This window comes from Treponema sp. UBA3813 (assembly GCA_002368605.1).
GTDB lineage: Bacteria > Spirochaetota > Spirochaetia > Treponematales > Treponemataceae > Treponema_D.
The window spans coordinates 1-25,516 of the sequence record DFEB01000054.1; the positions used below are offsets into that span (position 1 = coordinate 1).

Annotated in this window: 24 protein-coding genes and 1 riboswitch; of the genes, 16 read left to right on the forward strand and 8 right to left on the reverse strand. The window is 45.8% G+C overall.

The genetic code is table 11. The features are described from left to right. Together B2089_RS08980 and B2089_RS08985 are read left to right on the forward strand one after the other, a co-directional pair. The coding region (locus B2089_RS08980; RefSeq protein WP_296686856.1) for a phosphoenolpyruvate carboxykinase domain-containing protein at nucleotides 1-348 on the forward strand (348 nt) is incomplete at its 5' end. A 236-nt stretch (nucleotides 349-584) separates the two neighbouring features. Further along, entirely contained in the window at nucleotides 585-1,190 is a 606-nt protein-coding gene (locus B2089_RS08985) for a type II toxin-antitoxin system RelB/DinJ family antitoxin (protein WP_296324381.1), read from the forward strand. A gap of 6 nt (nucleotides 1,191-1,196) precedes the next feature. Here the strand turns inward: B2089_RS08985 and B2089_RS08990 are convergent, their stop codons facing one another. After that, on the reverse strand, nucleotides 1,197-2,234 hold the full coding sequence (locus tag B2089_RS08990) for an endonuclease/exonuclease/phosphatase family protein (RefSeq protein WP_296324384.1): 1,038 nt from the start codon (nucleotides 2,232-2,234) through the stop codon (nucleotides 1,197-1,199). 100 nt (nucleotides 2,235-2,334) lie between these two features. On the opposite strand from B2089_RS08990, the gene B2089_RS08995 reads away from it, so the two are divergent. Beyond that, on the forward strand, nucleotides 2,335-3,939 hold the full coding sequence (locus tag B2089_RS08995) for a SpoIIE family protein phosphatase (RefSeq protein WP_296324386.1): 1,605 nt from the start codon (nucleotides 2,335-2,337) through the stop codon (nucleotides 3,937-3,939). Nucleotides 3,940-3,948: 9 nt separating this feature from the next. Then, entirely contained in the window at nucleotides 3,949-4,356 is a 408-nt protein-coding gene (locus B2089_RS09000) for an ATP-binding protein (protein WP_296324389.1), read from the forward strand. A 102-nt stretch (nucleotides 4,357-4,458) separates the two neighbouring features. On the opposite strand, the gene B2089_RS09005 is transcribed toward B2089_RS09000, so the two are convergent. Both B2089_RS09005 and B2089_RS09010 read right to left on the reverse strand, forming a co-directional pair. Continuing rightward, nucleotides 4,459-4,758, reverse strand: coding sequence for an STAS domain-containing protein (locus tag B2089_RS09005; protein ID WP_296324393.1), 300 nt, complete (start codon nucleotides 4,756-4,758; stop codon nucleotides 4,459-4,461). A gap of 44 nt (nucleotides 4,759-4,802) precedes the next feature. Then, nucleotides 4,803-5,783: an SUMF1/EgtB/PvdO family nonheme iron enzyme gene (locus B2089_RS09010; RefSeq protein ID WP_296324395.1), complete on the reverse strand. Its 981-nt coding sequence runs from the start codon at nucleotides 5,781-5,783 to the stop codon at nucleotides 4,803-4,805. Between the two features lie 69 nt (nucleotides 5,784-5,852). Between B2089_RS09010 and B2089_RS09015 the strand changes: the two genes are divergently transcribed. The 3 genes from B2089_RS09015 to B2089_RS09025 all read left to right on the forward strand — a co-directional run bounded on the left by B2089_RS09015 (nucleotide 5,853) and on the right by B2089_RS09025 (nucleotide 8,982). Then, on the forward strand, nucleotides 5,853-6,464 hold the full coding sequence (locus tag B2089_RS09015) for a winged-helix domain-containing protein (RefSeq protein ID WP_296324398.1): 612 nt from the start codon (nucleotides 5,853-5,855) through the stop codon (nucleotides 6,462-6,464). 121 nt (nucleotides 6,465-6,585) lie between these two features. After that, nucleotides 6,586-7,713 (forward strand): 3-phosphoserine/phosphohydroxythreonine transaminase, encoded by a 1,128-nt coding sequence (gene serC / locus B2089_RS09020; protein ID WP_296324401.1) that lies wholly within the window; start codon nucleotides 6,586-6,588, stop codon nucleotides 7,711-7,713. A 90-nt stretch (nucleotides 7,714-7,803) separates the two neighbouring features. Continuing rightward, nucleotides 7,804-8,982 (forward strand): phosphoglycerate dehydrogenase, encoded by a 1,179-nt coding sequence (locus B2089_RS09025; protein WP_296324404.1) that lies wholly within the window; start codon nucleotides 7,804-7,806, stop codon nucleotides 8,980-8,982. A gap of 109 nt (nucleotides 8,983-9,091) precedes the next feature. On the opposite strand, the gene B2089_RS09030 is transcribed toward B2089_RS09025, so the two are convergent. Further along, a complete protein-coding gene (locus B2089_RS09030) occupies nucleotides 9,092-9,748 on the reverse strand; it encodes an HAD hydrolase-like protein (RefSeq protein ID WP_296324407.1) in 657 nt (218 codons plus the stop codon). A 153-nt stretch (nucleotides 9,749-9,901) separates the two neighbouring features. Then, nucleotides 9,902-11,077 carry a phosphoribosylaminoimidazolecarboxamide formyltransferase gene (locus tag B2089_RS09035; RefSeq protein ID WP_296324409.1) on the reverse strand — a complete coding sequence of 392 codons (1,176 nt, stop codon included), beginning with the start codon at nucleotides 11,075-11,077 and terminating at the stop codon, nucleotides 9,902-9,904. A 64-nt stretch (nucleotides 11,078-11,141) separates the two neighbouring features. On the opposite strand from B2089_RS09035, the gene B2089_RS09040 reads away from it, so the two are divergent. After that, nucleotides 11,142-12,098, forward strand: a complete 957-nt coding sequence (locus B2089_RS09040) for a DMT family transporter (protein ID WP_296324412.1) — start codon at nucleotides 11,142-11,144, stop codon at nucleotides 12,096-12,098. Here the strand turns inward: B2089_RS09040 and B2089_RS09045 are convergent. After that, nucleotides 12,095-13,654: an RluA family pseudouridine synthase gene (locus B2089_RS09045; protein ID WP_296324417.1), complete on the reverse strand. Its 1,560-nt coding sequence runs from the start codon at nucleotides 13,652-13,654 to the stop codon at nucleotides 12,095-12,097. The genes B2089_RS09040 and B2089_RS09045 overlap by 4 nt on opposite strands. 531 nt (nucleotides 13,655-14,185) lie before the next feature. On the opposite strand from B2089_RS09045, the gene B2089_RS09050 reads away from it, so the two are divergent. From B2089_RS09050 to B2089_RS09080, 7 genes are all read left to right on the forward strand, one after another. Further along, nucleotides 14,186-14,494 (forward strand): hypothetical protein, encoded by a 309-nt coding sequence (locus tag B2089_RS09050; RefSeq protein WP_296324420.1) that lies wholly within the window; start codon nucleotides 14,186-14,188, stop codon nucleotides 14,492-14,494. Beyond that, a complete protein-coding gene (gluQRS, locus tag B2089_RS09055) occupies nucleotides 14,494-15,432 on the forward strand; it encodes a tRNA glutamyl-Q(34) synthetase GluQRS (protein ID WP_296324423.1) in 939 nt (312 codons plus the stop codon). Before B2089_RS09050 ends, gluQRS begins: the two co-directional genes overlap by 1 nt. Nucleotides 15,433-15,522: 90 nt before the next feature. Next, nucleotides 15,523-16,794: a bifunctional glutamate N-acetyltransferase/amino-acid acetyltransferase ArgJ gene (gene argJ / locus B2089_RS09060; RefSeq protein ID WP_296324426.1), complete on the forward strand. Its 1,272-nt coding sequence runs from the start codon at nucleotides 15,523-15,525 to the stop codon at nucleotides 16,792-16,794. An 11-nt stretch (nucleotides 16,795-16,805) separates the two neighbouring features. Beyond that, on the forward strand, nucleotides 16,806-17,714 hold the full coding sequence (argB, locus tag B2089_RS09065) for an acetylglutamate kinase (protein ID WP_414717870.1): 909 nt from the start codon (nucleotides 16,806-16,808) through the stop codon (nucleotides 17,712-17,714). A 49-nt stretch (nucleotides 17,715-17,763) separates the two neighbouring features. Continuing rightward, nucleotides 17,764-18,933, forward strand: coding sequence for an acetylornithine/succinylornithine family transaminase (locus B2089_RS09070; RefSeq protein ID WP_296324429.1), 1,170 nt, complete (start codon nucleotides 17,764-17,766; stop codon nucleotides 18,931-18,933). Nucleotides 18,934-19,051: 118 nt separating this feature from the next. Further along, on the forward strand, nucleotides 19,052-20,527 hold the full coding sequence (locus B2089_RS09075) for a DUF1846 domain-containing protein (protein WP_296324431.1): 1,476 nt from the start codon (nucleotides 19,052-19,054) through the stop codon (nucleotides 20,525-20,527). A gap of 3 nt (nucleotides 20,528-20,530) precedes the next feature. Beyond that, a complete protein-coding gene (locus tag B2089_RS09080) occupies nucleotides 20,531-22,186 on the forward strand; it encodes a putative manganese-dependent inorganic diphosphatase (RefSeq protein WP_296324434.1) in 1,656 nt (551 codons plus the stop codon). On the opposite strand, the gene cytX is transcribed toward B2089_RS09080, so the two are convergent. After that, entirely contained in the window at nucleotides 22,155-23,339 is a 1,185-nt protein-coding gene (gene cytX, locus B2089_RS09085) for a putative hydroxymethylpyrimidine transporter CytX (protein WP_296324437.1), read from the reverse strand. The two genes, B2089_RS09080 and cytX, sit on opposite strands and share 32 nt — an antisense overlap. A 151-nt stretch (nucleotides 23,340-23,490) precedes the next feature. Then, nucleotides 23,491-24,339 carry a bifunctional hydroxymethylpyrimidine kinase/phosphomethylpyrimidine kinase gene (gene thiD, locus B2089_RS09090; RefSeq protein WP_296324440.1) on the reverse strand — a complete coding sequence of 283 codons (849 nt, stop codon included), beginning with the start codon at nucleotides 24,337-24,339 and terminating at the stop codon, nucleotides 23,491-23,493. Between the two features lie 125 nt (nucleotides 24,340-24,464). Further along, nucleotides 24,465-24,581, forward strand: a riboswitch (TPP riboswitch). An 84-nt stretch (nucleotides 24,582-24,665) separates the two neighbouring features. Between thiD and B2089_RS09095 the strand changes: the two genes are divergently transcribed. After that, nucleotides 24,666-25,514 carry a hydroxyethylthiazole kinase gene (locus B2089_RS09095; protein ID WP_296323862.1) on the forward strand — a complete coding sequence of 283 codons (849 nt, stop codon included), beginning with the start codon at nucleotides 24,666-24,668 and terminating at the stop codon, nucleotides 25,512-25,514. The last annotated feature ends 2 nt before the right edge of the window (nucleotides 25,515-25,516 follow it).

Here is a 25,516-nt window from a genome sequence, read left to right on the forward strand (position 1 = left end):
TGGTTCCGCAAGGACGAGAACAACGCAGAGCTTCCAGGCGGATTCATGTGGCCAGGCTACGGCGACAACTCACGCGTTCTCGCATGGATTTTCGACCGCTGCGACGGAAAAGACAACTATGTTGACACACCAATCGGCTTCATGCCAAAAGACGGCGCAATCAACACAGATGGCTTGCCAGAGTACTACAAAAAGACTCTTCCAGAGATCACAAAAGTTGACAAGGAAGGCTGGTTGAAGGAAGTCAAAGACATCCGCGAAAACCACTATCCAAAATTCGGCAAACACTTGCCAAAAGAATTGTCTGACTGCTTGGACGACTTGGAAAAGCGCTTGAACAAAGCATAAAACTCACAGAGCTTAGGAGCGCACAGAGAGCGTAATGAACAGGAACGATTTTCCTAATTCTGAAAGCTCTCTGTGAACTCTGTGTTCTCCGTGAGGAATTTAGAATACCCGCTCTGAGATTTTCTTGGGGTGGGATTTTTTTTGCGTCAAAGCACCCGCATCTATAAAAACAATCTGCGTTCATCTGCGTGCATCCGCGTCTAATTTTATGCTAATATTTTTCCGATAATTTATTTATGATTAAGACTTTTGAGATTGATTTAGATGACGCTTTGGTTGAGAATGCCAGCGAGATTTTTGAGGCTCTTGGCACTGACATCGATACTGCGATAAAAATGTTTTTGACTCAGGCGACTCTCCGTCAGGGATTTCCTTTTGAGGTGGCGATTCCCCAGGAAAGTGAGAACGATTCCCTTCATGACGGCGTTTCCGAGGAAGAGGAGGATGCGCTGGCTACGGCGACTGAAACTCCTGTTGAGGCAAGTCCGGTTCCGCCTGTTTCACCTGAGATTGCGGCCCGCGTTGCTGCCAATGAGGCTCTTGTCGCTCAAATGCGTGAAGAAATCGGAGACAAAGACCTTACTCCTGAGTTTGACGAGGGTGAGGAAGAGAAAATTCAGAATGCAGAATGCGAAATGCATAATGATTCTGAGAGTGCATCTCCTGTAGAAGCGGAAGTTGCTTCTGAATCGGACGAGATGCCTTCCGAGCCAGAAAAATCTCCCGTGACCGAGCCTGCTTCAGAGCTTGTAGACGAAGATGAAGAAGAGGACGAGACTACGCCCGACAATCTCTTTGACGCATGGGATGTGGGCGAGGAAGAGGACATCGGCTGCCGATAGAGTCTTCTAAAAAATGACAGTGCAGCTGATGGGCAGGTGGTCGGAATAGCCCTTGCCGTTCCATAACTGGTAGCGTTTGGGATGACCGTCTTCGTAAGCCCATTCACCGGAGCATTCCGCCTTAAAGTCTGTGAGTCTTATATTTCCAGCGGCGAAAAAATGGTCGATTCGTTCCCAGAAGTTTTTGTACCAGTAACTGCCTTGTGTAACACAATTACCGTCTTCTAAAATCCACGGAGAGTAGACGGCAAATTTCTCTTCTCCGTGAAGCATTATGTTTGTTTTTCTTTCCCCGTTCTGACTGTCTTGTGCATCTGACTCTGAAATATCAAATTCCCAAATATCTTTGTTAAAATCCCCCAGTGCCAGCACGGCCTTATCTTTTCCCTTTACCTTTTGCATCAAGCGTACAAGAAGCTTTTCCTGCCGTTTTCTCCAGATTTCAGATTCTTCCGCGCCTCCGCTTTTACTTTTCCAGTGGTTTACGAAAAGCGTGAGTTTGCTTTTATTTTTTGTCAGCGAGAATTGTATAATCGGACGCATGGATGGCTGTTTTTTACCGTTACGAAAATCAATTGTATGAACGGAAATCCCTTCTAGGGAATAGCGGGAAAGAATCGCACAGCCAATCGATGAGCCCTCAGTTTTGGCAAAAAATCCATGGGTGTAGAGTTTCGCAAAATCGAAAGTACCCGAAAGCCTGTTCGCTATATCCTGAATCTGCTCTTCTTTTTCGAGTTCTTCCATGACGAACAGATCCGCATCCAGTTCTTTGATGACCGAAGCCAGCCTGTCCAGCCGCTCTTCATATCTTTCCTTGCTCCAGCCACTTTTTTCATTCCTGTATTCGCTGTACTCGTTCCCATCGAAGGAAGCGTCGAAAAATGTCTGAAGGTTCCAGTTTACTACTTTTAAGCTTTCTTTGCCGGAATTTTCTTTTTGCGAAGTTCCGCAGGAAAAAAATAGAAAAACAAAAGAAAGTGCGAGAATTTGTAGGCGGCAAGCCAGCCTTAAAAACGGAGATTTTAGTTTTATTTTGTTCATGCCTATATATAGGTGAAAAAAGTGCGTTTTTGGTAATGAAAAGCATAAAAAAAACACAAAAATCTTCAAAAATGTATGTTTTCAGGTTATAATATGGCTTATGAAAGGGAAGATTCAGATTTCAATTCTTTCAATAAAGCTTTTGGTAAGCGCCGTTTTATTTGGACTCGCAATGTGTGTTATCAACAGTTTTATCAGCTACCGTGAATTTAAAAGGCAAGTTGAAAGTATGTATTCGAAGGTTACGAGTCAGTTCGCTGAAACCGCTATTTCTTACATTGATGCAGACAGAATCTTCATTTGGCTTACAGAGGGCCCCGACAAATATTGGGATTCCATGAATGCCCGTTTGAACGAACTTACGGAAACAGCCCAACTCGCCTATATTTATCTTACTGTTGTTTCTGCTGATTACAAATCGCGGACTTATGTTTTTGACACTGTAAACAGTCTTGTTTTAAATGATCCTTTCCCGCTGGGATATGTAGAATCCTTGGAGCGCAAAACTCCTGATTATATCGAAGATTTACAGCGTATTTTTGATGAAGGCGCTTCTCAGAGTTATTTCTCATATAAAAAAAATGGTGGTCATGTCACAACTTCAATACCTGTGCGTGATTTTACGGGAACGGTAATAGCCGTCATGAGCGTAGTAAAACCAATGAATGAAATTGCCGAGTACAAGGCGAATTATCTCCGGGTATTGCTTTTTGCAGCTCTCGGATTTACGGCCTTCTTCCTCGTCTTGTACACTTTTTCTTTAATCCGCGGGCTTGTACAGCCTCTTATGTTCATTATCGATGAAACATCTCACTTTGCGGAGCATCACGGTGAACTGACTGGCCTGCTCAAAAAAATCAAAAATCATGATGAATTGGGGTTACTGGCAAAATCAGTTGAAAAAATGAGCATCGACATGAACCAGTATATTTCCGAACTTACCAGTGCGACCGCCGAAAAAGAAAGGCTTGGCGCAGAATTAAATGTCGCGACTAAAATTCAGGCTGAAATGCTTCCCCGTGTTTTTCCTCCTTATGAAAATCATCCTGAAATCGAATTGTTTGCCAGCATGACGCCTGCCAAAGAAGTTGGCGGAGATTTCTATGATTTCTTTATGATTGATGACAGGCATTTTGCCCTTACAGTTGCCGATGTTTCAGGAAAGGGAGTTCCGGCCGCTCTGTTCATGGTCATTGCGAAAACTTTGCTCAAGGATGCTTCATTCCGTTATTCTTTACCGAGTGAAATATTTACCCATGTGAACGATATTCTTTGCGAAGGAAACGAATCTGGTATGTTCGTAACTTGCTGGCTCGGAATCCTTGATGTGAACACAGGTAAACTTGTTTTTGCAAATGCCGGGCACACATCGCCTGTTCTGTGCAAAAACGGAAGCGTCTCATATCTTGAATCAAAACCTAACCTGATGCTTGCGGCGATGCCTGATATGGTGTATATGGATCATGAGATTGTCATTTCTAAGGGTGACAGGCTTTTCTTATATACAGATGGCGTAACAGAGGCCGCCGATAAAAACGAAAATTTGTACGGCGAAGAGCGTTTGCTCAACAAGATGAAAAATCTTAAGTCGGAAAATCCACGGGATGTGCTTGATGAAGTGCGCTCTGATATCGATGCTTTCGTTCAAGGCGCGCCACAGTTTGATGATTTAACTATGCTTGCGATGATTTACAAGGGGAAATAGGAATCAAAAATGAAAGAACTGAAAATTAAAGCTGAAGATGCACAGATGAACACCGTAAATGATTTTATTCATTCTTGTTTGCCTGATAACTGCAATGAAATCATTTTTAATAAAATTGATTTGGCAGTGGAAGAAATTTTCGTGAACATTGCGCATTATGCCTACAATCCTGGTGAGGGGGATGCTTGGATTTCAGTCTCTTTTGACGAAGAAGACCGTGTTCTGACAATAATTTTTAAAGATAATGGCAAGGAATTTAATCCAATTGCAAAGGAAGACCCGGATGTCACGCTTTCTGCAGAAGAGCGCGAAATCGGAGGCTTAGGTATTTTTTTAACGAAGAAATTCATGGACTCCGTGAATTATGAATACAAGGATAATCAGAATATATTAACCATAAGAAAGAAGATTGTTTAGAATCCGAAATGCCGGGCGTTGCGGGGAGAGATGGGAAAAATCCCGCAGAGTGGGGGAGCGACCAACGGAGTGGGCGCTAGGGGAGAGACTTCTCCCCTTTTTTTATTCAATTGAAAGAATTGAGTCCATGCCAGTCGCACTTAAAACCTGACGGCAGAAATCTGATGGTTGCCGGAGAATCATTTTACCACCTGTTGGAAGCATGATTTTGTGAGCTAACAAAATCACTCGAAGGCCCGCGCTTGATACATATTCAACGGCAGAGAGATTTAAAAAAAGAGTCTGCTTTGATGGTTCAATTTGCTTGAGAACGGCTTCAAGTTGCGGGGCTGTTGTTGTGTCGAGCCGGCCGCTTACGACCAATTCGATTCCTTCTGGTACTTTGTTTTCAGTGATAGTCATAAAATCATTTTCCTATTTTTTTTAATAAAATACAATATCAAAAATTAAATTTGTGTGCTTATATCGCTCCGGCAAATTCTGAATCCAAGGCTGCTGCTCTTTCCGCTTGGGATACTTCCGCTACGGTAAAAAACCGTGCACTGATCCGCGTCATCAAGCCAGCATCCACCTCGTTTTGCGTGCATTGTTCCGATTGAGGGACCTCGTGGGTTTACTTGTAGTGTAGTCGGAAGCCGAGGCTCATAGTAATCCCAGCACCATTCGGTGACATTTCCGCACATGTCGAAAAGACCGAGAGAGTTAGGTTTTTTGAGTCCGACTACATGGGTCGTGATATCGCTGTTTTCTCCGTACCATGCGACTTGGTTTATGTCGCTTCCTCCTGCATAGCGATAGGGCGAACCGTCTTTTCCTCCGCGAGCGGCGTATTCCCATTCTGCTTCGGTGAGCAGACGGTAGCCGTTGGCCGCAAAGTTACAGGTGATTCGCTTCCAGACTGGACTGTTTGCATCGAATGAGCTCAAGTCATACTGTGTGCCGATGCTGTAACATGGAGTGAGACCTTGAATTGAACTGAGTGTATTGCAGTAAATGAGGGCTTCGCACCAGTTTACCATTTCGACTGGGCGGTCTTCACCCTGTAGCTTCGATGGGTTTTTGCCTATTACATACATGTATTGTTTTTGCGTGATAGGTGTTTCAGAGACATAAAAACTTGAGAGCTTTGCCTGAAATTCCCCAGTGAGGCTTCCCATGAGAAAATCACCGCCTTTGACGGGAACTAGTTTCGGAATTGTATCGTTTGATGATTGAGAGATTTCTTGAAGTGTTCCGCTTGTAGGAGCGTCTTTTATGACACGGACGGCTTTGCCGCATTGAGAGCAGAATTTATCGATTGCGCTTAGAGAGGCTCCGCAGTTTGTGCATGAGCGACATACTTTGAGAGAACCTACAGGAAAACCGCAGTTACTGCAAAAGTTTGCCTCGTCAGGAAGTTCTGTGTTGCATTTGATACAATTTAACATGTTTTATCTCCCATTTCAGCTATCAATTATAGCACAAATATTAAAAAAGTATATAATCGAATTCATATTATGAAAAAGATTTCGCCTCCCTCTAGGAAAAGGCTTCTTATCTTAGAAAAAATCCTCTCCCAAAGTGCGAAAAAACGCATCACTTCTGTGGAATTAAGCGATTTGACTGGCTGGGGAGAGGCTACGATTCGTCGGGATATTTCAAATTTGGAATTGCACAAGGGAGTCTCAAACGGTTATGAAGTGAGTGTTTTGGGGGAGACGATTCGTAAGACTTTTCAGATCGAGGGAGCTGATTCAGAAAAACACCGTTGCTGCATCGTGGGATTGGGAAAGCTGGGAGAGGCTTTGCTTGAGTCTTCTGTTTTTGAGGGAAGTCCTTTTGAGCTTGTGGCAGGCTTTGACACCAATGTGAATAAAATCGAAATCATGAAATCCTCTGTTCCGCTTTTTGCCACCCTGGATTTGGAAAGCAAAATCCGCTCGCTGAAAATTGAATATGCCGTTCTTGCCGTGCCTGATGAAAAGGCCCAGTTTATGGCAGACCGCCTTGTCTCATACGGGATTAAAGGAATCGTAAATTACACGAATATTATCCTGCATCTTTCCAAAAATGTGCTTGTGGAGAATGTGAACACGGCCTTTATCCTGACGGGTATGATTGCTAAGTAATATCGTGAAAAATTTCACAGTAAATCAGCCTAAATTCCCCCTTTTCATTGACCAAGATTTCTGAAAGGAATAAAATCCATGCCATAAATTCTGTGAATATTTTCACGCTATGGAGAAAAAAATGGCTAGAGTCTACAATTTCAGTGCAGGGCCAAGCTGCCTGCCGGAAGAAGTTTTGAATGAATGTGCGGCAGAAATGCTTGATTATAAAGGAACGGGTCAGTCCGTAATGGAAATGAGCCACCGCTCAAAGGCTTACGAGCCAATCATCGAGGACGCTGAGGCTATGGTCCGCAAATTGATGAATGTTCCTGAGAACTACAAGGTTCTTTTTGTTCAGGGCGGCGGAAGCACACAGTTCGCAATGGTTGCTCAGAATTTGGGCATCAAAAACAAAAAAGCCGCTTACATCGAGACTGGTGTTTGGGCAAAGAAAGCTGCCGCAGAGGCAAAAAAGCTTGGAATCGCCGTTGATGTAATCGCTTCTTCAAAAGACAAGAATTATTCTTACATCCCGCGCGTCGAGAAAGTGACGGGCGACTACGACTATGTTTACATCTGCTTCAACAACACAATCATGGGAACTCACTACGAGTACATCCCTGAGACCGGCGACATTCCACTGGTTGCAGATATTTCTTCATGCGTTTTGAGCGAACCTCTTGATGTCTCAAAATTCGGTCTTCTTTTCGCAGGCGCACAGAAAAACCTGGCCCCGGCTGGCGTTACTTTGGTAATCGTCCGCGAAGACTTGATTCCTGAAGTTGACGCTTGTCTTCCAGGAACTCCGACAATGCTCGCTTACAAAACACACGCTGACAATGGCAGCATGTACAATACACCGCCATGCTACACAATCTATGTTCTTGGAAAAGTCCTTCACTGGATTGAAAAGAACGGCGGAGCTGAAGGTATGCTCAAACGAAACAAGGAAAAGGCTGATTATCTCTACAACTTCCTTGATTCAAGCGATTTCTACCATGCCACAACTGAGAAGGGAAGCCGCTCTTTGATGAATGTTCCTTTCCTTACAAAATACTCAACTGGAGCAACAGACGAAGCTTCTGTCGCAAAAGAAAAGGAAATCAACGACAAGTTCGTTAAGGAAGCCGCCGCAGCTGGCCTCGTAAACCTCAAAGGACACCGCCTGGTTGGTGGTATGCGAGCAAGCATTTACAACGCAATGACTCTCGACGGAGTTAAAGCATTGGTGGACTTTATGAAGAAATTCGCCGAGGCAAATAAATAATTAGACGCGGATAAACGCAGATAGACGCGGATTTATATTTTATCTGTGTTAATCTGCGTGCATCTGCGTCGAAAAAAAATGGAGAAAAATATGTATAAGATTCAGACTTTAAATAAAATCAGTGCTATTGGCTTGGAGAATTTTCCTCGCGATACTTATGAGATTGCTACGGACATCAATAACCCGGACGCTATTCTTGTCCGCTCTGCAGAGATGCATGGAATGGACTTGGGTGAGAGCGTAAAGGCCGTTGCCCGTGCAGGTGCCGGCGTAAATAACATTCCTTGCGATGAGCTGGCTGCAAAGGGCGTCGTTGTTTTCAATACACCGGGCGCAAACGCAAACGCAGTAAAAGAACTTGTAATCCTTGGTCTTTTGCTTTCAAGCCGACCGGCAGTTGCCGCAAACAAATGGGTGGCTGGCCTTGCCGGAAAGGGCGATGAAATCCCTGCCTTGGCAGAAAAAGGCAAATCTCAGTTCGTGGGCCCGGAGCTTAAAGGAAAGACCCTCGGCGTTATCGGTCTTGGCGCAATCGGTGCAATGGTCGCTAACACGGCAATCGCCTTGGGAATGAGCGTCATCGGTTACGACCCCTTCCTTTCTGTAAAAGCCGCCCTCTCCCTTGACCGCAATGTCAAAATCTCTGACACCCTCGAAGGTGTTTACACAAAATCTGACTATATCACGGTTCATGTACCGCAGACAAACGACACAAAGGGCATGATTAACGCTTCTTCAATCAAAACAATGAAAGACGGCGTTCGAATCATCAACTTTGCACGAGGCGGTCTTGTAAACAACGCTGATGTGCTTGCGGCCCTCGACTCAGGAAAAGTCTCAGCCCTCATCACTGACTTTGCTGACGAAGAATTGCTCAAATGCGACAAAGTAGTCTGCTTGCCACATCTTGGAGCTTCTACCCCGGAGGCAGAGGATAACTGCGCTGTTATGGCTGTAAATGAATTGCGCGACTTCCTTGAATGTGGCGAAATCCGTAACTCTGTAAACTTTCCTAAGACTTTCTTGAACGGCGAAATTCCTGCAAACGGAACCCGACTTTGTATCGCTCACAAAAATGTTCCAAACATGATTGCTCAGTTCACCGCCGTTCTCGGAAACGCAAAACTCAACATTGCCGGCATGGTCGATCAGAACAAAAATGATTTGGCTTACGCTCTTATCGATGTTGACGGAAAAGTCGAAGGCGAGGCTCTCAAGGCATTTGAGGCAATTGACGGCGTAATCAAAGTTCGCCCGATTTATGCATGAAAATTAGAACTTAAAGCTGAAAATTGAGAATCGTCGTGCATAGCGGGGAGATTTCTGCTTGCACGGCGATTTTTTTTATCGTGCCCGGCCTGAAATTTGGATTAAGGTTTTAAAGCAGTTCGCCTGGCTTTTCAATCACGAAATCAGCTTTGAATTCGCTGAATTCTTCCCGGCTTCCGTAGCCCCACAAAACGGCGCAACAGGGAATATTATTTTTGTGGGCTCCGATAATGTCGTGCTTTCGGTCGCCAATCATAAGAATCTTTCCATTTTCGCGCTCTTCTTCAAGGTGATTTTCCTTAATCACATATTCGATGACCTTTGCCTTTTCGCTGCGGGTTTCCTCAAGGTCAGAGCCGCCGGCAAATTCAAAAAAAGGTGCAAGATTGAACTTTTCAAGAATCCGATTCATAAAGATTTCAGGCTTGCTTGTGGCCACGAAGAGATGTTTTCCTTGAGATTTAAGGGCTGAAAGCGTTTCGATTATTCCATCGTAAGCCGAGTTTTCAAAAAGTCCTTTTTCGGCAAAGTATTCCCGGTACTTTCCCATAGCCTCGTGAGCCTTTTCACGGGAAAATCCGAATAATTCCTGAAAAGAATCCATGAGGGGAGGACCGATGAATTTTTTGAGGGTGCTTTCGGGAACATTATGAATACCGTAATATTCAAGGGCGTGGCGGGCAGAATTTATAATCCCCGGTGCCGATTCCGTAAGAGTTCCGTCCAAATCCCAAAAAAGATGCGTAAAAGAAGAAAGCTGATTCATATATACCAGTGGATTCTTTCATCACAAAAGCGCAGAACTGAAAAAAAACAGGCGGAGGTGAGGTTCAGAAACGAACTCGCCTGAGCTTGCTCACTGCGATGTTCGATTTCTGGTTCTCACCGGAAGCCTGTTTTTTTTGCTTCAGCTAATTGATTAGTGATGGAAAAGTCTTATGCCCGTGAAGGCCATGACCATTCCGTACTTGTTGCAGGTTTCGATTACATTGTCGTCACGGACGCTTCCGCCTGGCTGAGCGATTACAGAAACGCCTGACTTGTGGGCGCGCTCAATGTTGTCGCCGAAGGGGAAGAATGCGTCGCTTCCGAGAGCAACATCAGTGTTCTTTGCGAGCCATTCCTTTTTTTCTTCGCGGGTGAATACAGACGGCTTTTCTGCAAAGATTGTCTGCCATTTGCCTTCTGCAAGGACATCCTCGTACTCATCGCCGATGTAGACATCGATGGCGTTGTCACGGTCAGCACGCTTGATTCCGTCAACGAATTTGAGGCCGAGAACTTTCGGTGACTGACGGAGCCACCAGTTGTCTGCCTTCTGACCTGCCAGTCGGGTACAGTGGATTCGGCTCTGCTGGCCGGCTCCGATACCGATTGCCTGACCGTCCTTTACATAGCAGACTGAATTTGACTGTGTGTATTTGAGGACAATCTGTGCGATAAGGAGATTGTGCTTTTCGTCTTCGGTCAAAGTCTTTTTCTCTGTGACGATGTTTGAGAGAGTTGACTCGTCAAGCTTTAAGAAGTTGTGTCCCTGCTCGAATTTAACGCCGAAAACCTGTTTGACTTCTGTTTCTGGCGGAATGTAGTTAGGGTCAATCTGAAGAATGCAGTAGGCTCCCTTCTTTTTTGCCTTTAAAAGCTCCAAGGCATCATCGTCATAGCCCGGAGCGATGATTCCGTCTGAAACTTCCTTGGCGATGAGCTGGGCTGTGGCCTTGTCACACTTGTCGCTCAAAGAGATGAAGTCGCCGAAAGAGCTCATTCGGTCTGCACCACGGGCACGGGCATAAGCACAGGCCAGAGGGGTGAGCTGGATTGAATCGTCCACGAAGTAGATTTTTTTGAGAGTGTCAGAAAGGGGCTTTCCGATTGCGGCTCCGGCCGGGCTTACATGCTTGAAGCTTGTTGCTGCAGGAAGGCCTGTTGCTTCTTTGAGCTCCTTTACAAGCTGCCAGCCGTTCAAGGCGTCCAGCAAGTTGATATATCCGGGTTTTCCGTTAACAACAGTGAGCGGCAAATCGCCCTCGTCCACAAAGACGCGCGCCGGTTTCTGGTTCGGGTTGCATCCGTATTTAAGTTCAAGTTCTTTCATATTCTAAAGGATAGCGGAAAAGCGCAATGTTTTCAATTCTTCTGATTTCATATACAATCATTTCATGCTAAAAAAATCTTCTCTTGTCGGCCTGATTTTTGCTTCCCTTTCCGTTTTTATGTGGGGAATCACCTTTGTTTCTACGAAATATCTTCTGCGGTCTTTTTCGGCCTTTGAAATCCTTGTGCTCCGTTTTTTTCTCGCTTATCTGGGCTTGTGGATTTTGCGACCTAAATCTCTTCATCTTGAAGATAAAAAAAACGAAATCTATTTTGCCCTTGCAGGATTTTCCGGAGTTACGGCTTATCAGTTTATGGAAAATATGGCCATATCTTACACCAGCGCGTCAAATGTGAGCATTATCGTCTCAATCTGCCCGATTTTTACTGCGATTTTTTCTCAAATCTTCCTTAAAGAAAAGCACCTTACGCCCACATTCCTGCTGGGATTTTTGCTTGCGATTTTCGGAATTGCCCTTGTAAGTTTTAACGGCGTGGTCATCCTTCACTTAAGCCCTAAAGGTGACTTGCTGGCTCTGGGGGCGGCGGTCTTGTGGGGCGTTTACTCGGTCTGCGTGTCAAAAATCAACGCACTGGGCTTGGACTCTATCCAGACAACGCGGAGAATATTTTACTGGGCCCTGCTTTTTATGATTCCAATCGGTCTTTTCTCGATTATGACTTTAGGAACATTTCCTGTATCTACTCCAGATTTTAAAATTCCGGGAATTTCTCTGCTTTTAGACTCAGAATTTAATCACTTTCGTTTTTCAAATCCTCTGAACTGGCTTAACCTTTCTTTTTTGGGCTTGGGAGCCAGTGCCTTCTGCTTTGCCGCCTGGAACATTGCCTGTGAGCGATTGGGAACCGTCCGCGCCACCGTGGGAATTTACCTCATTCCGGTAGTGACGATAATCTTCGCTTTTTTTGCCCTGGGGGAGAACATTTCCCTTATGGGGGCGATTGGAGCCGTCATTACGATTGCAGGCCTTTTTGTAAGTGAGATAAAAAAAGATGATTAAAATTCCGGCGGGCAGTCAATCGTCATTTGCCGGCCTGTGAGTGGGTGAGTGAAAGTGATTTTCTGCGCATGGAGCATAAGCCGTTCTCCCTCGTCGCAGTGACCATACAGAGTGTCGCCGATAATTGCCGTTCCGAAGCCGTGACTGTCTGCGCTGGCCAGTCGGAGCTGGTGGGTTCGTCCCGTGTGGGGCATAAAAAGTACCCTTGTTGCATTCCGTGTCGAGCCGTCAGGAGCATGGTATCGCTCTACATCGAGAATCTGCCATTGAGTGACCGCGCTTTTTCCATTTTCGGCATCCCAAATCTGGTGGGGGCGGTTCTCAACATCAAGACGGAAAAACAATTCCATCGAGCCTGTCTGGCTGATACCTTTTTTTGCGAGAACTCCGTCCAGAAGAGCGACATATTCTTTTTGAACTTCCTTGGCCTCAAACTGTCTGTTCAGTTCCCTGTGGGCTTCTTTGGTAAAGGCTAAAATCATAATTCCTGAAGTTTCCATGTCGAGACGATGAACCGCAGGCTGGGCAATTTCAACTGAATCCCCGAAAAGCCGCCTGAAACGAGACTCAACGCAATCTTTTTTGTCTTCACCCCGGCCGGGAACGCTCAAAATCCCAGATTCTTTGTTGACCACGCAAATCGTCTCGTCACGGTATAAAATTCTTAAGCTAAGCATTGCAGGAAGCAGAATTCCACAACGCTCATCGCAGGGGGGAGTTAGGAGTGAGGGGTTGGGTGTTGGGCGGTCCGGCTTCGCCGTCACGCTTTCCGCGAGCACATTCGTTGTCGTGCTCGTTTGACTTCCGCTATTGCTCCATACCGCAAGCGGTACGCCTTCGGCGGTGCTACAATCGTTACCGCTCGTCTCTGTGTATGCTGTTTCGGCCAGCGAAATTGGGAAGAGCTCGTGTGAAAAAGCATAGTCGAATAGCTTGGGGGCACAGCAATCGCCTGTTCCGGTTGGGGGAAGTTTACCCTGATTGTAGCGTGCGCAAATTTCTTTAAGGGAGAGGATTTTTCCGTCGATGCAGTGAAAATTATAAAGCGCGTGGACTTTTTCAAGGGACTCTGTACAAAGTTTTTCCCTCTCAGTCCGAAGTTTTTTTAATTCAAAGTTCATGTTGCCTGATTCAGAATGAACTGATTCACTGGCAATTTTTTCCGTCAGTTCATGAATTCTTTTGTCATTTTCCGAAAGTGCCTCTTCAATTTCCTCAGCAGAAACAATCGGAGGAACAAGCTGAAAGTTGAAAGATGAAAGTTGAAAGTTAGAACTTGAAACTTGAGAGTCTCTCTCTTCCGGGGGAAAATCTTCCCAGACATTCTCTTTTCCGTTTTCAACTTTCAACTTGCGGGCGTTTCCAGAATTCGTTACCAGGTTGACTTCATTGCCATCTTTGTCCCTACATACCAGGACCCCCAGCATTACCCACTGATTTTTTCTTTCCTGACTTGGGCGTGCAATCTGCTTTAGAGAGAGTTTTCCTTCTTTAATGGCTAGAATCACTTCTTCGAGAATGATGGCTGCTTTTTCTTGTGGGAGGGGCGGAAACATGCTTTAATTTTGCCCGAAACTTGTTTTTTTTACAAGCAAAGCCTACGCAGGATGCGGCGGGCGTCAGTTGCGGAACGAAGTGGAGCAATGAGCGTGAGCGAACCCAAAGCAGCCTGTAGAAAATAAAATTTCGTACAAAAAAATTAAAAAAAATCGCAGAATTTTAAAAATTTTCCTTGCTTTTGTAGAAAAGTGTGGTATTATTAAATTGTAGACAGGAGCGAGATGAGGACGCACACCGGCTGCACGATAGGAGGCGTAATGCAATTTCCGACAAAAAGATCTGACTCCTCAGGGGTCTTGTAATTACATTCACTCCACCTGCAGGAATTGCAGGATATCATTAATTGCCCTTCGCTAAGGTCGAAGAGAGGCAAACTATAAACCGCCAAAAGCTGGCGGTTTTCTTTTTTATAGAGCTTTTATGGGAAAAAAAATCGATAAACGGCTTCCTTTGCTAACAATTATGCGTTTTTCTTCCGAAAATAAATCAGGTGGTTTTTTCTATTTGCGAATGGCAAGGGGGATATTATGACAATTACAATCGATGAATCAAAACTTCTTCATACGGTGAAGAGTATTTCGATTTTGCTCGTTATTGCGGCTGTACTTACATTTTTAGGGCTTTCAAGCAAAATTTTTCATTTTAGCGAGGAGCAGCCTGTTCTTTATGAAATGAACTACAACCGTCTCTCAACTCCGGGCAAGGGTGTTGCCACTTCCATGAAAAAAACGGGCGAAGTGCAGTCGAAAGTGCTTGGCCCTCACCGTGGAAACGGAAAGGGTGGATCGAAATTCTTTGACGAAGTCGAAAAAGTCCACGGAAATAAAGCAAAATAATGCGTGGCAGATTCGCGCCTTCTCCCAGCGGGCGGATGCATCTCGGAAATGTTTATTCCGCTCTCCTTTCCTATCTTTCGGCAAAAAAGCAGGGCGGTGAGTGGATTCTTCGCGTTGAAGACCTTGACCGCCAGCGTTGTAAAAAAGAATATTCCGCGCAGTTGCTTGATGATTTGCTCTGGCTGGGCTTAAAATGGGACAATTTTTCTCCTGAGAAGGGCGGACTAGCCCCAGAGTTTTTTCAATCTAACCGCGATTCCTTCTATATAAGTGCCTTTAACTCTCTCTGTGAAAAAGGTCTTGTTTATGATTGCTTTTGCCGTCGTGCCGATTTGCTTTCTGCTTCGGCTCCCCATGCCAGCGATGGAAGCCCGATTTATTCAGGAAAATGCAAGAGTCTTTCGGAAAATGAGCGTAACCTTCTATTAAAAACGCGTTCTCCTGCAAAGAGACTCATGGTCGAAGATAAATCAATTTCTTTTATTGACGGGCATTTTGGTGCTCAGAAATCCAATCTTCCTCGTGATGTGGGGGATTTTATCATTCGCCGTTCTGACGGAAATTTTGCCTACCAGCTTGCAGTGGTTGTGGATGATGCCCTTATGGGCGTGAGCGAAATTGTCCGGGGCAGGGATTTGCTCTCATCTGTGGGCGCGCAGCTTTATCTTTATGGAAAACTTTCTTTGATTCCGCCTGATTCTTTCCCCGAATTCTATCATCTGCCACTTTTGCTCTCTTGTGACGGACGGCGGCTTTCAAAGCGAAACAAGGATATTGATATGGGATTTTTGCGAGATAATTTTTCTGCTGTAGATTTGATTGGAAAAATCCTTTTTTTGAGCGGTTGCATTGAAAAAGAAGAGAAAATTTCCCTTGAAGAGGCCGTAGGCGAATTCGATTGGAAGAAAGTAAAAAAAGAAGATATTTTTGTAGCTTAAAAAGCAGGTTGAACATCTTTTGTCATTATCGTATACTGATTGTATATTTATGTAAATTTTATGCATAAAAATACATTTCGGGAGCGAATTATGGCATATTCTTTCATTGATGGCGGCGTTACGGCTGCCCAGGGCTTTACGGCCAACGGAATCTTGAACAAAATCAAGTCTAGCCGCACAACGAACGATACGGCTCTTATTTTTTCAGAAAAGGTCTGCAATGCGGCGGGTGTATTCACTCAGAATCGGGTCAAGGCTGAATGTGTTAAGTTGACAAAAGACCATATCGCAAACGGCAAGGCTCAGGCTGTCATCGCCAACAGCGGTAACGCAAATGCCTGCACTGGCAAGGAAGGCTACGACAACGCAAACAAGGAAGCTGTGGCAGTGGCCGCAAAAATGAACATAAACTCTGACGATGTGCTTGTTCTCTCGACAGGCGTAATCGGTCAGCAGCTTCCTGTGGAAAAAATCCTCAACGGTCTCGACAAGCTGGCTGACGGTCTTTCAAAGGAAGGTCACAAAGAAGCCCGAATTGCAATCATGACCACCGACACCCACTATAAGGAAGTCGCCCTGGAAACTGTGATTGGCGGCAAAACCGTGCGCATGGGAACAATGGCCAAGGGAAGCGGCATGATTCACATCAATCTGGGAACCATGTTGGGCTTTATCACCACTGACTGCGCAATTTCTTCACAAATGCTTGAAAAGGCCTTGCGAATCTCTGCGGCAGGCACTTACAACTGCGTTTCAATCGACGGCGACACTTCAACGAACGATTCACTTCTCATTCTCGCCAACGGCATGGCAGGAAACGCAGAAATCACTAGCGAAGGGGCTGATTTTGACGCTTTTGTTGAGGCTTTGAACGCCCTTAACACTGAAATGGCAAAGAAAATCGCCGCTGACGGAGAAGGTGCGACACGACTTGTTACCTGCAATGTCGTTGGTGCTGACACGGTAGAAAATGCCCGCGGCTTGGCTAAGGCCGTCATCTGCTCAAATCTCGTAAAGGCTGCCTTCTTCGGAGCGGACGCAAACTGGGGCCGAATCCTTGACGCAATGGGCTACTCAGGCTTCTTCTTCACTCCCGAAAAAACTTCTGTCTCATTCTTGAGCCGTGAGGGTGCAAAACGCTACTTCGAGGACGGAAATGTGAACGGGGGCAAAGAGTCTTCAATCAAGGTCTTTGACCACGGAGTTCCGCTGAATTTCGACGAAGACTTGGCAAAGAAAATCCTCACCGAAGAAGCCGTGGACATTCTCGTGGAGCTTGAAGACGGAAAAGCAAAAGGCACGGCCTGGGGATGTGACCTCACTTACGATTATGTAAAAATCAACGGAGACTACCGTACCTAATGGAGAAAATTATGTCAGAAAATACAGAAAACGAAATGCGTGAAAAAATTGACCCGCGTGTGGATAACGCTCACTGGTCGGATGTTTTGGTTCAGGTTTTGCCTTACTTCCGCCACTGGGTCGGAAAAACTGTCGTCGTAAAATACGGCGGAAACGCAATGCTCAACGAAGAGTTAAAAGCCGCCGTTATGAAGGACATCGTTTTGCTCAGTACAATCGGAATCAAGGTCGTACTGGTGCATGGCGGCGGCCCTGAAATCAACCACATGCTGGAGCGGGTCGGAAAAGAATCGAAATTCATCAACGGACTTCGCTACACTGACGCTGAGACAATGGAAATCGTTCAGATGGTTCTGACAGGAAAGCTCAACAAAGACATTGTCGGCATTCTCTTGCAGGAAGGCGGCAAGGCGGTAGGACTGTCTGGCGTGGATTCAGGTCTCTTGCGGGCAAAAAAAATCGACAAGGACGGAACAGATTTGGGCTTTGTGGGCGAAGTAACCGAGGTTCATCCCGAAATCATCCAGTCGCTTTTGGACGAGGGCTTTATTCCGGTCGTCTCAACGGTGGCCTTGGGTGAGTCAGGGGACAGTGCCCGCTACAATATTAACGCTGACACTGCGGCGGCAAAAATCGCAATCGCTTTGAAGGCCGAAAAATTCGTTCAGCTCACCAATGTCGCGGGCGTTCTCCGTGACGTGAACGACCCAAAATCACTGATTCAGCGAATCCACATCGAGGATGTCCAAAAATATTTCGACGACGGTACGATTTCAGGCGGCATGATTCCAAAAATCGAGTGCTGCATGATGGCTCGTCAGGGCGGAGTTCCCCGAACTCACATCATCGATGGCCGGGTTCCGCACTCTCTTTTAATCGAGATGTTCAGTGACCGCGGTATCGGCACGATGATTTATTAAAGACACGAATTATACTAACTATCACTAATTAAAATTGTGAGGAAAAAATATGGCTTCTAAAATTGTTGTGAATAATTACGGCTCATTTGATGTCACCATGGTAAAGGGCAAGGGCTCAACCTGCTACGACATCAATGGCAAAAAATATATCGATTTTCTGGCAGGAATTGCGGTCAACTGTCTCGGCCACAATTTCAAACCTTTGGTAAAGGCGATTTCAAAGCAGGCGAAAAAACAGATTCATGTCTGCAACTATTTCGTAAGCGATGTGGGCGTTGAGTACGCTACGGAACTTCTGGGAATCACGGGCTATGATGCCGTCTATTTCGGAAATTCCGGCGCGGAAGGAAACGAAGCCGCAATCAAACTGGCACGAAAATACGGCTACCTCAATGGCGGCGAAAAACGACGGGTCATTTACACGCTGGAGTCTTCTTTCCACGGCAGGACCTTGGCGACTCTTACCGCCACAGGTCAGGAAAAATTCCATCCGGCCTGTTTTGCTCCTTATGTCGACTGCTTCAAGACGATTAAAGCCAATGACTGGGAAGCCATAAAAACCGCTTTTGACGACACAACGGCGGCTCTTTTGATTGAGTGCGTTCAGGGCGAGGGCGGAGTGAACATCGTTGACGCTGACTGGGCAAAGGCGGCCTCTGATGCGGCTCGTGCGGCTGGTGCTATCGTTATGGCAGATGAAGTTCAGACAGGCTTCGGCCGAACTGGAACTTTATTTGCCAGCGAAGCATTGGGCTTTGACCCGGAAGTGATTTCCTTTGCCAAGGGAGCTGCCGGCGGCGTTCCTTTCGGCGGCATTTTGATTAAGGGAAAGGCAGCCGATGTCTTTAAGGCTGGCGACCATCAGTCAACTTTCGGCGGAAATCCTCTTGCTTGTGCGGCGGGTCTTGTAGTTCTTCATGAGCTTGAAAAACCAGGCTTCCTTGAAAGCGTGGTCGAAAAGGGCGACTACATGAGAAAGGCAATCGCCGGCTTTAATGCAAAATGCGTCGGTGAAATCCGCGGAAAAGGCCTCATGATTGGAGTTGACATGATTAACGGAGCAAATGCGGTCGAAGTCGAGAAAAAACTCCTTGCAAAAGGCTTGCTCACTTCAACGGCAGGGGCAAACACTCTCCGAATCGTGCCGCCTCTCAATATTTCATACAAAGAAATCGATGAAGGGCTTTCGATTCTCAAAGATGTGCTTTTAAGCGAGTAGTTTGGAAGAAAAAGTGATTGAAAGAGGAAAAGAAACCGTCGCAAGCAAACTTGCTTAGCAAAAAGGTGTCGTTTCCTCTTTTTTGTTTTCTTAAATTCTGTTACAATAAATTTCCGTTATGAAAAACGGATTTGATAATGAAAAGTATCTGCGGATACAGTCTGAGCACATTAAGGAAAGGATTGCCAAGTTCGGCAATAAACTTTATCTGGAATTTGGCGGCAAATTATTTGACGATTACCATGCAAGCCGCGTTCTTCCTGGGTTCCAGCCCGATTCAAAACTGAAAATGCTCATGCAACTGTCTGATATGGCGGAAATCGTCATTGTAATCAGTGCAGTTGACATCGAAAAAAACAAAGTCCGTGGCGATCTGGGCATTACCTACGATAAAGATGTTCTCCGTTTGCGCGATGAATTTCAGAATCTTGGTCTTATGGTTGGTTCTGTCGTAATTACGCATTTTAAAGGTCAGGAAAGCGCAAAAGCCTTTAAGAATAAGCTCAAACGAATGGGCATCAACTGCTATTATCACTACATGATTGAAGGTTATCCTCAGAATGTTTCTTTGATTGATTCAGACGAGGGCTACGGAAAGAATGATTATGTTGAGACTAGCCGCCCCCTCGTTGTTGTTACAGCACCGGGACCTGGAAGCGGCAAAATGGCTGTCTGCTTAAGCCAGCTTTATCAGGAGCAGAAGAGGGGCATTAAGGCAGGATATGCCAAATTCGAGACCTTCCCAATCTGGAATCTTCCGTTAAAACACCCGGTCAACCTCGCTTACGAGGCCGCTACCGCTGATTTGAACGATGTGAACATGATTGACCCCTTCCATCTTGAGGCTTATGGAGAAACAACCGTAAACTACAACCGCGATATCGAGATTTTTCCTGTCTTGAACGCGATTTTTGAAGGAATTTACGGCGAAAATCCATACAAGTCACCCACGGATATGGGCGTAAACATGGCCGGCTACTGTATTTTTGACGACGAGGCCTGCCGCGAAGCTTCAAATCAGGAAATTATCCGCCGTTATTACACCGCCCTTGACAATCTCATCGAAGACAAGGGCAGCGAAAACGAAGTCAACAAAATCGCCCTTCTTATGAAGCAGGCAAAAATCACCGTTGAAGACCGCAAGGTCGTAGAGCCGGCAAATGAACGGGGTAACAAGGCAAGCGTTCCTGCGGCTGCGATTGAACTCAGTGACGGAACGATTATCACCAGCGAGACTTCAAGCCTTTTGGGAACTTGCGCCGCCCTCATTTTGAACGCCACAAAACATCTTGCGGGCATTGACCACAAAATCAAGCTCATTCCAAAAGATATGATTGAGCCGATTCAGAACATGAAGGTCAATTATCTCAAAGGAAACAACCCCCGCTTGCACACGGACGAAGTTCTAGTGGCTCTGGCAATGCTCTCTCCATCCAATGAAAACTGCAGAAAGGCTATTGAACAACTTCCGAATTTAAATGGCTGTCAGGTTCATACAACGGTCATGCTTTCAGAAGTTGACCGAAAGATTTTTAAAAAGCTGGGCGTGGATGTCACTATGGAGCCGGTGCTTAAAACAAGCCGAAAACGATAATTTATGGAAAAAACGACTTACATTTTCGGACACAAAAATCCTGACACGGACTCGGTCGTTGCGGCCTCGGCTTATGAAGCCTACAAAAATTTGCTGGGCTTTAAAGAATATAAGGCTGCCCGTGCGGGAAAGCTGAATCCTCAGACTGACTATATTTACAAAAAATTCGGCATTACTCCGCCTGAATTTATCCCGGACTTGAATCCCCGCGTCGCATATTACATGACGGATTCCGTGGACATGGTTCATCAGATGAATTCCTTTTGGGCGGCATCTCAGTTTATGCGTCGGACGGGTCGCCGGGTTCTTCCTGTGGTCGATGATGAAGGTCACTACAAGGGAATTTTGAATTTCAATTCATTTTCAAAGAATGTTTTTGAAATCTTGAATCCTGAGCACCATATTTCCGTTTTTACTGACATTCACCTTATGGCTCAAACCCTAAACGGTAAAATCCTTAATATGGGGGAAGATGCCGAAGATTTGCACAAATATACCATCGTTTCTGGAGCTTCAAGCCTGGATTCTTTTAAAAAGACCCTGAGCGCCCACTCTCACGGAGGCATTGTCGTCGTTACGGGAGACAGGGAAGACATTCAGAAAGTATGCTTTGAGAATCATGTCCGTGCTGTTGTGTTGAGTGCGGGCCGCCTTCCTAGCGCAGAAATGCTTGAAGAGGCAAAAAAGGCGGGAACGAGCGTCATTGTCAGTAAGTACGATACGGCTTCTTCTTCCATGCTGATTTTGTATTCGACTCCCGTGCGAATGGTTTGCGATCAGGGAGTAAAGCCGATTAAGGGAGATGATTCCATTCAAAAAATCATGCCTTTGCTCAAAGCGGCTGATGGTCAGACTCTGCCTGTAGTGGACGATGATGGAAAAGTCGAAGGAATTTTAAGTGAAATTGATATTCATCATGAGCCGAAAATTTCCCTTGCCCTGGTCGATCACAATGAAATGAGTCAGGCTGTAGACGGAATCGAAAATTACTCAATCTGCGATGTAGTTGATCACCATAGAATCGGTTTTTCAAAGACTAAAGCGCCAATTTCTTTCATCAATATGCCTCTGGGCTCAACCTCAACGATTATCACGAAGCTTTTTCGGGATCAGAATCTTGAGATTCCTCTCCATGTGGCAAAACTCCTTCTTTGCGGCATTTTAAGCGATACGCTGATTTTGCAGAGCGCGACCACGACTCCTGTGGATGTGAATCTTGCGAATTTCCTTTCAGAAAAAACTGGCTTGAATATCAAGGATTTGGGCGAGGAAATCATAAAGGCGGGAAGCAGAATCTCCGGGCGCACTTCTTACGAAGTCATAAATCAGGACATGAAGGAGTATAACGAAAACGGCGCGATTTTCACTGTGAGCCAGATTGAAGTAGATGGTACTGAAGAAGTGCTTGCTCGGAAGAATGAATTCTTGGACGATTTGGAAATTGCCCGAAGAAGCCACGGAGCGCTTTTTTCAACGCTGCTCGTGACAGATATTTCAACTCTTTCTTCGGTCATGCTCGTGGCCAGCGAGGAGAAATTCATCCAGTGTCTGCATTTTCCCCAGCAGGAAGAGCATGTTTATTTCTTAAAAGATGTGGTCAGCCGCAAAAAGCAGCTGATTCCAATGCTTACTGAAGTTCTTGCTTCTTACGGCGTGTGATTAATCCCCAAAGAGCCGTGAGGGCGAATGTCACTGCCATGTCAAGGATTGTGCAGCCGAGAATGAAATCCACAGTCATAAGCAGGCGATAGAGCACGAATCCCAAAATCCAGATGATGATTTTCGCAATGTCCACTTTCTTATCGGAAGAATCTCGCTTAACCACAAAGAAATCCGCAATCAAAATTGCAATCATTGGGGCAAAAACCGAACCGATGTAGTACAAGAAGTCGGTGATGTTGTCCATGTTGAAGAGAATTGCTCCCGCAGTTCCAAGAAGAGCTACCACAACGGCAGTCCATTTTCCGTCCAGCTTTTCAAATACTGTTTTGGCAGAAATTCCCGCGCTGAATGCGTCAAGGAAGGTGGTCGTAACCGTTGAAAGGACGATGATGATAAGCCCTGCGATTCCCAAGCCTGATTTTACAGCAATCTGTGCGATGTCGCTCTCGCCGGTGAAAATCGTCGCTCCCATACCGATAATGTACATCCAGCATGAGACGATTCCGTAAATCAAAGAGCTGGCAAGAGTGGCGCGGAAGGGCTTTTCGGCTTCTTTCGTGTAATCAGAGATAAGGGGAAGCCAGGAAAGTGGCATTGCCACCGCCAGTTCCACAGCCGCGCCAAAGGACATGGCTTCTTCAATGGCAGAGTCTGCAATCTTTTCGCCGAAGAAGATGATTTTGCACAAAACCAGAGTGAGGATAAAGAGCAGGCTCATGGTGACCACATTGATTTTTCCAAGGTTTGTGATTCCGATTACAATCCATAGAATAATCAGCGCACCGATGACGATTGCCCAAATCCACTTTCCGAATGAGAAAATCTCGTTTACGGCAAGGGAGCCGTCATAAATCATGATTCCAGTCCAGCCCACCAGCTGAAGGACATTCAAAAGTGCGAAGAATTTGCTTCCCCATGAGCCGAAACTGTATTTCGTGGTCTCCATGGCAGATTTTTTTGCAATTCCGCCGATGTATCCGGCAAAAAAGAGCAGGACGCATCCAATCAAATGACCCAGCAAAATAGCCGCCGTTCCCCGGACAAATCCCAAAGGAGCGAAAAATGTGCCTGTAATAATCTCAGCGATAGATACCCCGGCGCCGAACCAAATCAGCGCGTTAGAAAAGACAGATGTTTTTTTATTTTCCATGATAATTTCCTTGTTTTATGTAAGAGTAATAAATAGCAAATGATAAAAAGCATGCGGAATCGGGGTTGCGCTTAGCACTTTGTGCGTTAAACTCGCCTGAGCTTTGCTCACAGCGATGTTTGCTGGCGCGTTCCCGATGGGAGCATGATTTTTAGTATTTTCGAGTTAATACGAAGTTGTGCATCAAAGGGCCGCTTCCTTTGCCTAGGTCCAGGCCTGCTTCCAGCGCGCCTGAGATGTATTCCTTGGCTTTTGACACCGCGTTTTCAAGACTCTCGCCTTTTGCAAGATTTGCGGCGATTGCGCTTGAGAGGGTGCAGCCGGTTCCGTGAGTGTTGGGATTGTTGATTCGCCTTCCCTTGAACCACTTTGCGATGACCTCGCCATTTTCATTCTTTCCGTAAAGGAAATCGCTGGCGTCATTTACATTGTGGCCGCCTTTAACCAGAACGGAGCAGCCGAATTTTTCGTGGATTTTCTGAGCCGCCTCTTCCATTTCCTTTTCAGAAGTGATTTTAAGGCCTTTTGAGTCAAGTCCTGAAAGAGAGTTTCCTTCCAGAAGGACTTCAGTTTCTGGAATATTTGGCGTAATCACTGTGGCCAGCGGGAGAAGTTCTTTTTTTAAGCTTTCGATTGCCTCGTCGCTGATGAGTTTTGCCCCGCTGGTCGCCACCATAACGGGATCAACGACAATGTTTTTGAGGGAGAACTTTTTGATGGAGCTGGCGATTGTCTGAATCAGTCCCACAGACGCGACCATACCTGTCTTTACTGCGTCCGGGAAAATATCCGTGACGACAGCCTCAATTTGTTTTTGTAAAAAATCAGGCGAGACTTCCTGAATACCCGTAACGCCGGTTGTGTTCTGTGCGGTCAGTGCGGTGACGGCGCTCATTGCGTAAACTCCGTTCATCGTCATCGTCTTGATATCCGCCTGGATTCCGGCGCCTCCGCAAGAATCACTTCCTGCGATTGTCAAAGCAGTTTTCATCACAGCCATTTGTGATGCCTCCTTTTTCCCGTGGTGCCCCCGGTAAATTTTTCTGTGTTTCAAAACATAATGATTTGCAAAATTTTGTTCAAGAGGGCAGACGATTTACAAAAGTCGATATTTGTTTTATTATACAAACATTGCAGGGGAACTCGACGGAGAAATCCTAACGAGTTGAGATAGCGTAAAGACGCAAAACCCTTTGAACCTGTCCGGTTAATACCGACGAAGGAAGCACTGTAGAATCCAAAAAATCACAGGCTCTCCCCTCGGAGAGTTTTTCTTTTTTCAGACGATGCGGTCAACTTCCTGAATCTAAAAATAAGGAGTTAAAAATGACCGAAAACGAAATCAAATCACAAGTAAAAAAAGCGGTCGAAGCAGTCCGCGCTCAGAAGCCTCTCGCGCCTTCAATCACAAACACCGTTACCATTAATTTTGTGGCAAATGCCCAGATTGCCGTTGGAGGCTCAGCAGCCATGGTTTATCTTCCTGACGAGGGAGAATTTGTCTCGGAAGTGGGAAGCGCGGTTTACATCAATGCGGGAACAATGTTCCCTGTCTACGAAGAGACCTTGCCCCGCACGGCAAAACGCCTTTTCGAGCTTAAAAGGAACTGGGTTTTGGATCCTGTTGGAATCGGAATCGGCTCTCTCCGCACAAAATTGCTCTCAGACTTTAAGGATTTTCCGCCATCAATCGTCCGAGGAAACGCCTCGGAAGTAATCGCCCTTGCAAAACTCTGGGGAATCGATGCAGGAACATCTTCTTCTGGCCCAAAGGGAGTCGATACCGTTGACAGCGTAGAAATGGCCGAAAACGCCGCAAAAGCCTTGGCTTCTTTCATCAACGAAAAGCGGGGAGGACTTGGGGGAGCCGTTGCCGTAAGCGGAATCGAGGATTTGGTCACTGACGGAAAAACTGTCGTTTACTGCAAGGGTGGCTCTCACTTCATGGAAAAAATCACCGGTTCAGGCTGTTCTTTGGGCGGTGTCTGCGCGGTTTATGCAGGAGTGGCTTCTCCTTTCATCGCAGCTCTTTCCGCAACACAAATTTACAATCTGGCAGGAAAGAGGGCTGAGTCAAAAGTAAATGCCCCGGCCTCTTTCCAAGTCGCCTTCCTTGACGAGCTTTATCTTGCTTCATCTGAGGATGTGGCCAACAATCCCTTCACTGTAAAATAAGG

What these genes read in the sequence shown, in the direction of transcription:
- B2089_RS08985 (WP_296324381.1), top strand. Translation starts at nt 585, where the DNA reads ATGATTAAGACTTTTGAGATTGATTTAGATGACGCTTTGGTTGAGAAT.
- B2089_RS08990 (WP_296324384.1), bottom strand. Translation starts at nt 2,234, where the DNA reads ATGAACAAAATAAAACTAAAATCTCCGTTTTTAAGGCTGGCTTGCCGC.
- B2089_RS08995 (WP_296324386.1), top strand. Translation starts at nt 2,335, where the DNA reads ATGAAAGGGAAGATTCAGATTTCAATTCTTTCAATAAAGCTTTTGGTA.
- B2089_RS09000 (WP_296324389.1), top strand. Translation starts at nt 3,949, where the DNA reads ATGAAAGAACTGAAAATTAAAGCTGAAGATGCACAGATGAACACCGTA.
- B2089_RS09005 (WP_296324393.1), bottom strand. Translation starts at nt 4,758, where the DNA reads ATGACTATCACTGAAAACAAAGTACCAGAAGGAATCGAATTGGTCGTA.
- B2089_RS09010 (WP_296324395.1), bottom strand. Translation starts at nt 5,783, where the DNA reads ATGTTAAATTGTATCAAATGCAACACAGAACTTCCTGACGAGGCAAAC.
- B2089_RS09015 (WP_296324398.1), top strand. Translation starts at nt 5,853, where the DNA reads ATGAAAAAGATTTCGCCTCCCTCTAGGAAAAGGCTTCTTATCTTAGAA.
- serC (WP_296324401.1), top strand. Translation starts at nt 6,586, where the DNA reads ATGGCTAGAGTCTACAATTTCAGTGCAGGGCCAAGCTGCCTGCCGGAA.
- B2089_RS09025 (WP_296324404.1), top strand. Translation starts at nt 7,804, where the DNA reads ATGTATAAGATTCAGACTTTAAATAAAATCAGTGCTATTGGCTTGGAG.
- B2089_RS09030 (WP_296324407.1), bottom strand. Translation starts at nt 9,748, where the DNA reads ATGAATCAGCTTTCTTCTTTTACGCATCTTTTTTGGGATTTGGACGGA.
- B2089_RS09035 (WP_296324409.1), bottom strand. Translation starts at nt 11,077, where the DNA reads ATGAAAGAACTTGAACTTAAATACGGATGCAACCCGAACCAGAAACCG.
- B2089_RS09040 (WP_296324412.1), top strand. Translation starts at nt 11,142, where the DNA reads ATGCTAAAAAAATCTTCTCTTGTCGGCCTGATTTTTGCTTCCCTTTCC.
- B2089_RS09045 (WP_296324417.1), bottom strand. Translation starts at nt 13,654, where the DNA reads ATGTTTCCGCCCCTCCCACAAGAAAAAGCAGCCATCATTCTCGAAGAA.
- B2089_RS09050 (WP_296324420.1), top strand. Translation starts at nt 14,186, where the DNA reads ATGACAATTACAATCGATGAATCAAAACTTCTTCATACGGTGAAGAGT.
- gluQRS (WP_296324423.1), top strand. Translation starts at nt 14,494, where the DNA reads ATGCGTGGCAGATTCGCGCCTTCTCCCAGCGGGCGGATGCATCTCGGA.
- argJ (WP_296324426.1), top strand. Translation starts at nt 15,523, where the DNA reads ATGGCATATTCTTTCATTGATGGCGGCGTTACGGCTGCCCAGGGCTTT.
- argB (WP_414717870.1), top strand. Translation starts at nt 16,806, where the DNA reads ATGTCAGAAAATACAGAAAACGAAATGCGTGAAAAAATTGACCCGCGT.
- B2089_RS09070 (WP_296324429.1), top strand. Translation starts at nt 17,764, where the DNA reads ATGGCTTCTAAAATTGTTGTGAATAATTACGGCTCATTTGATGTCACC.
- B2089_RS09075 (WP_296324431.1), top strand. Translation starts at nt 19,052, where the DNA reads ATGAAAAACGGATTTGATAATGAAAAGTATCTGCGGATACAGTCTGAG.
- B2089_RS09080 (WP_296324434.1), top strand. Translation starts at nt 20,531, where the DNA reads ATGGAAAAAACGACTTACATTTTCGGACACAAAAATCCTGACACGGAC.
- cytX (WP_296324437.1), bottom strand. Translation starts at nt 23,339, where the DNA reads ATGGAAAATAAAAAAACATCTGTCTTTTCTAACGCGCTGATTTGGTTC.
- thiD (WP_296324440.1), bottom strand. Translation starts at nt 24,339, where the DNA reads ATGGCTGTGATGAAAACTGCTTTGACAATCGCAGGAAGTGATTCTTGC.
- B2089_RS09095 (WP_296323862.1), top strand. Translation starts at nt 24,666, where the DNA reads ATGACCGAAAACGAAATCAAATCACAAGTAAAAAAAGCGGTCGAAGCA.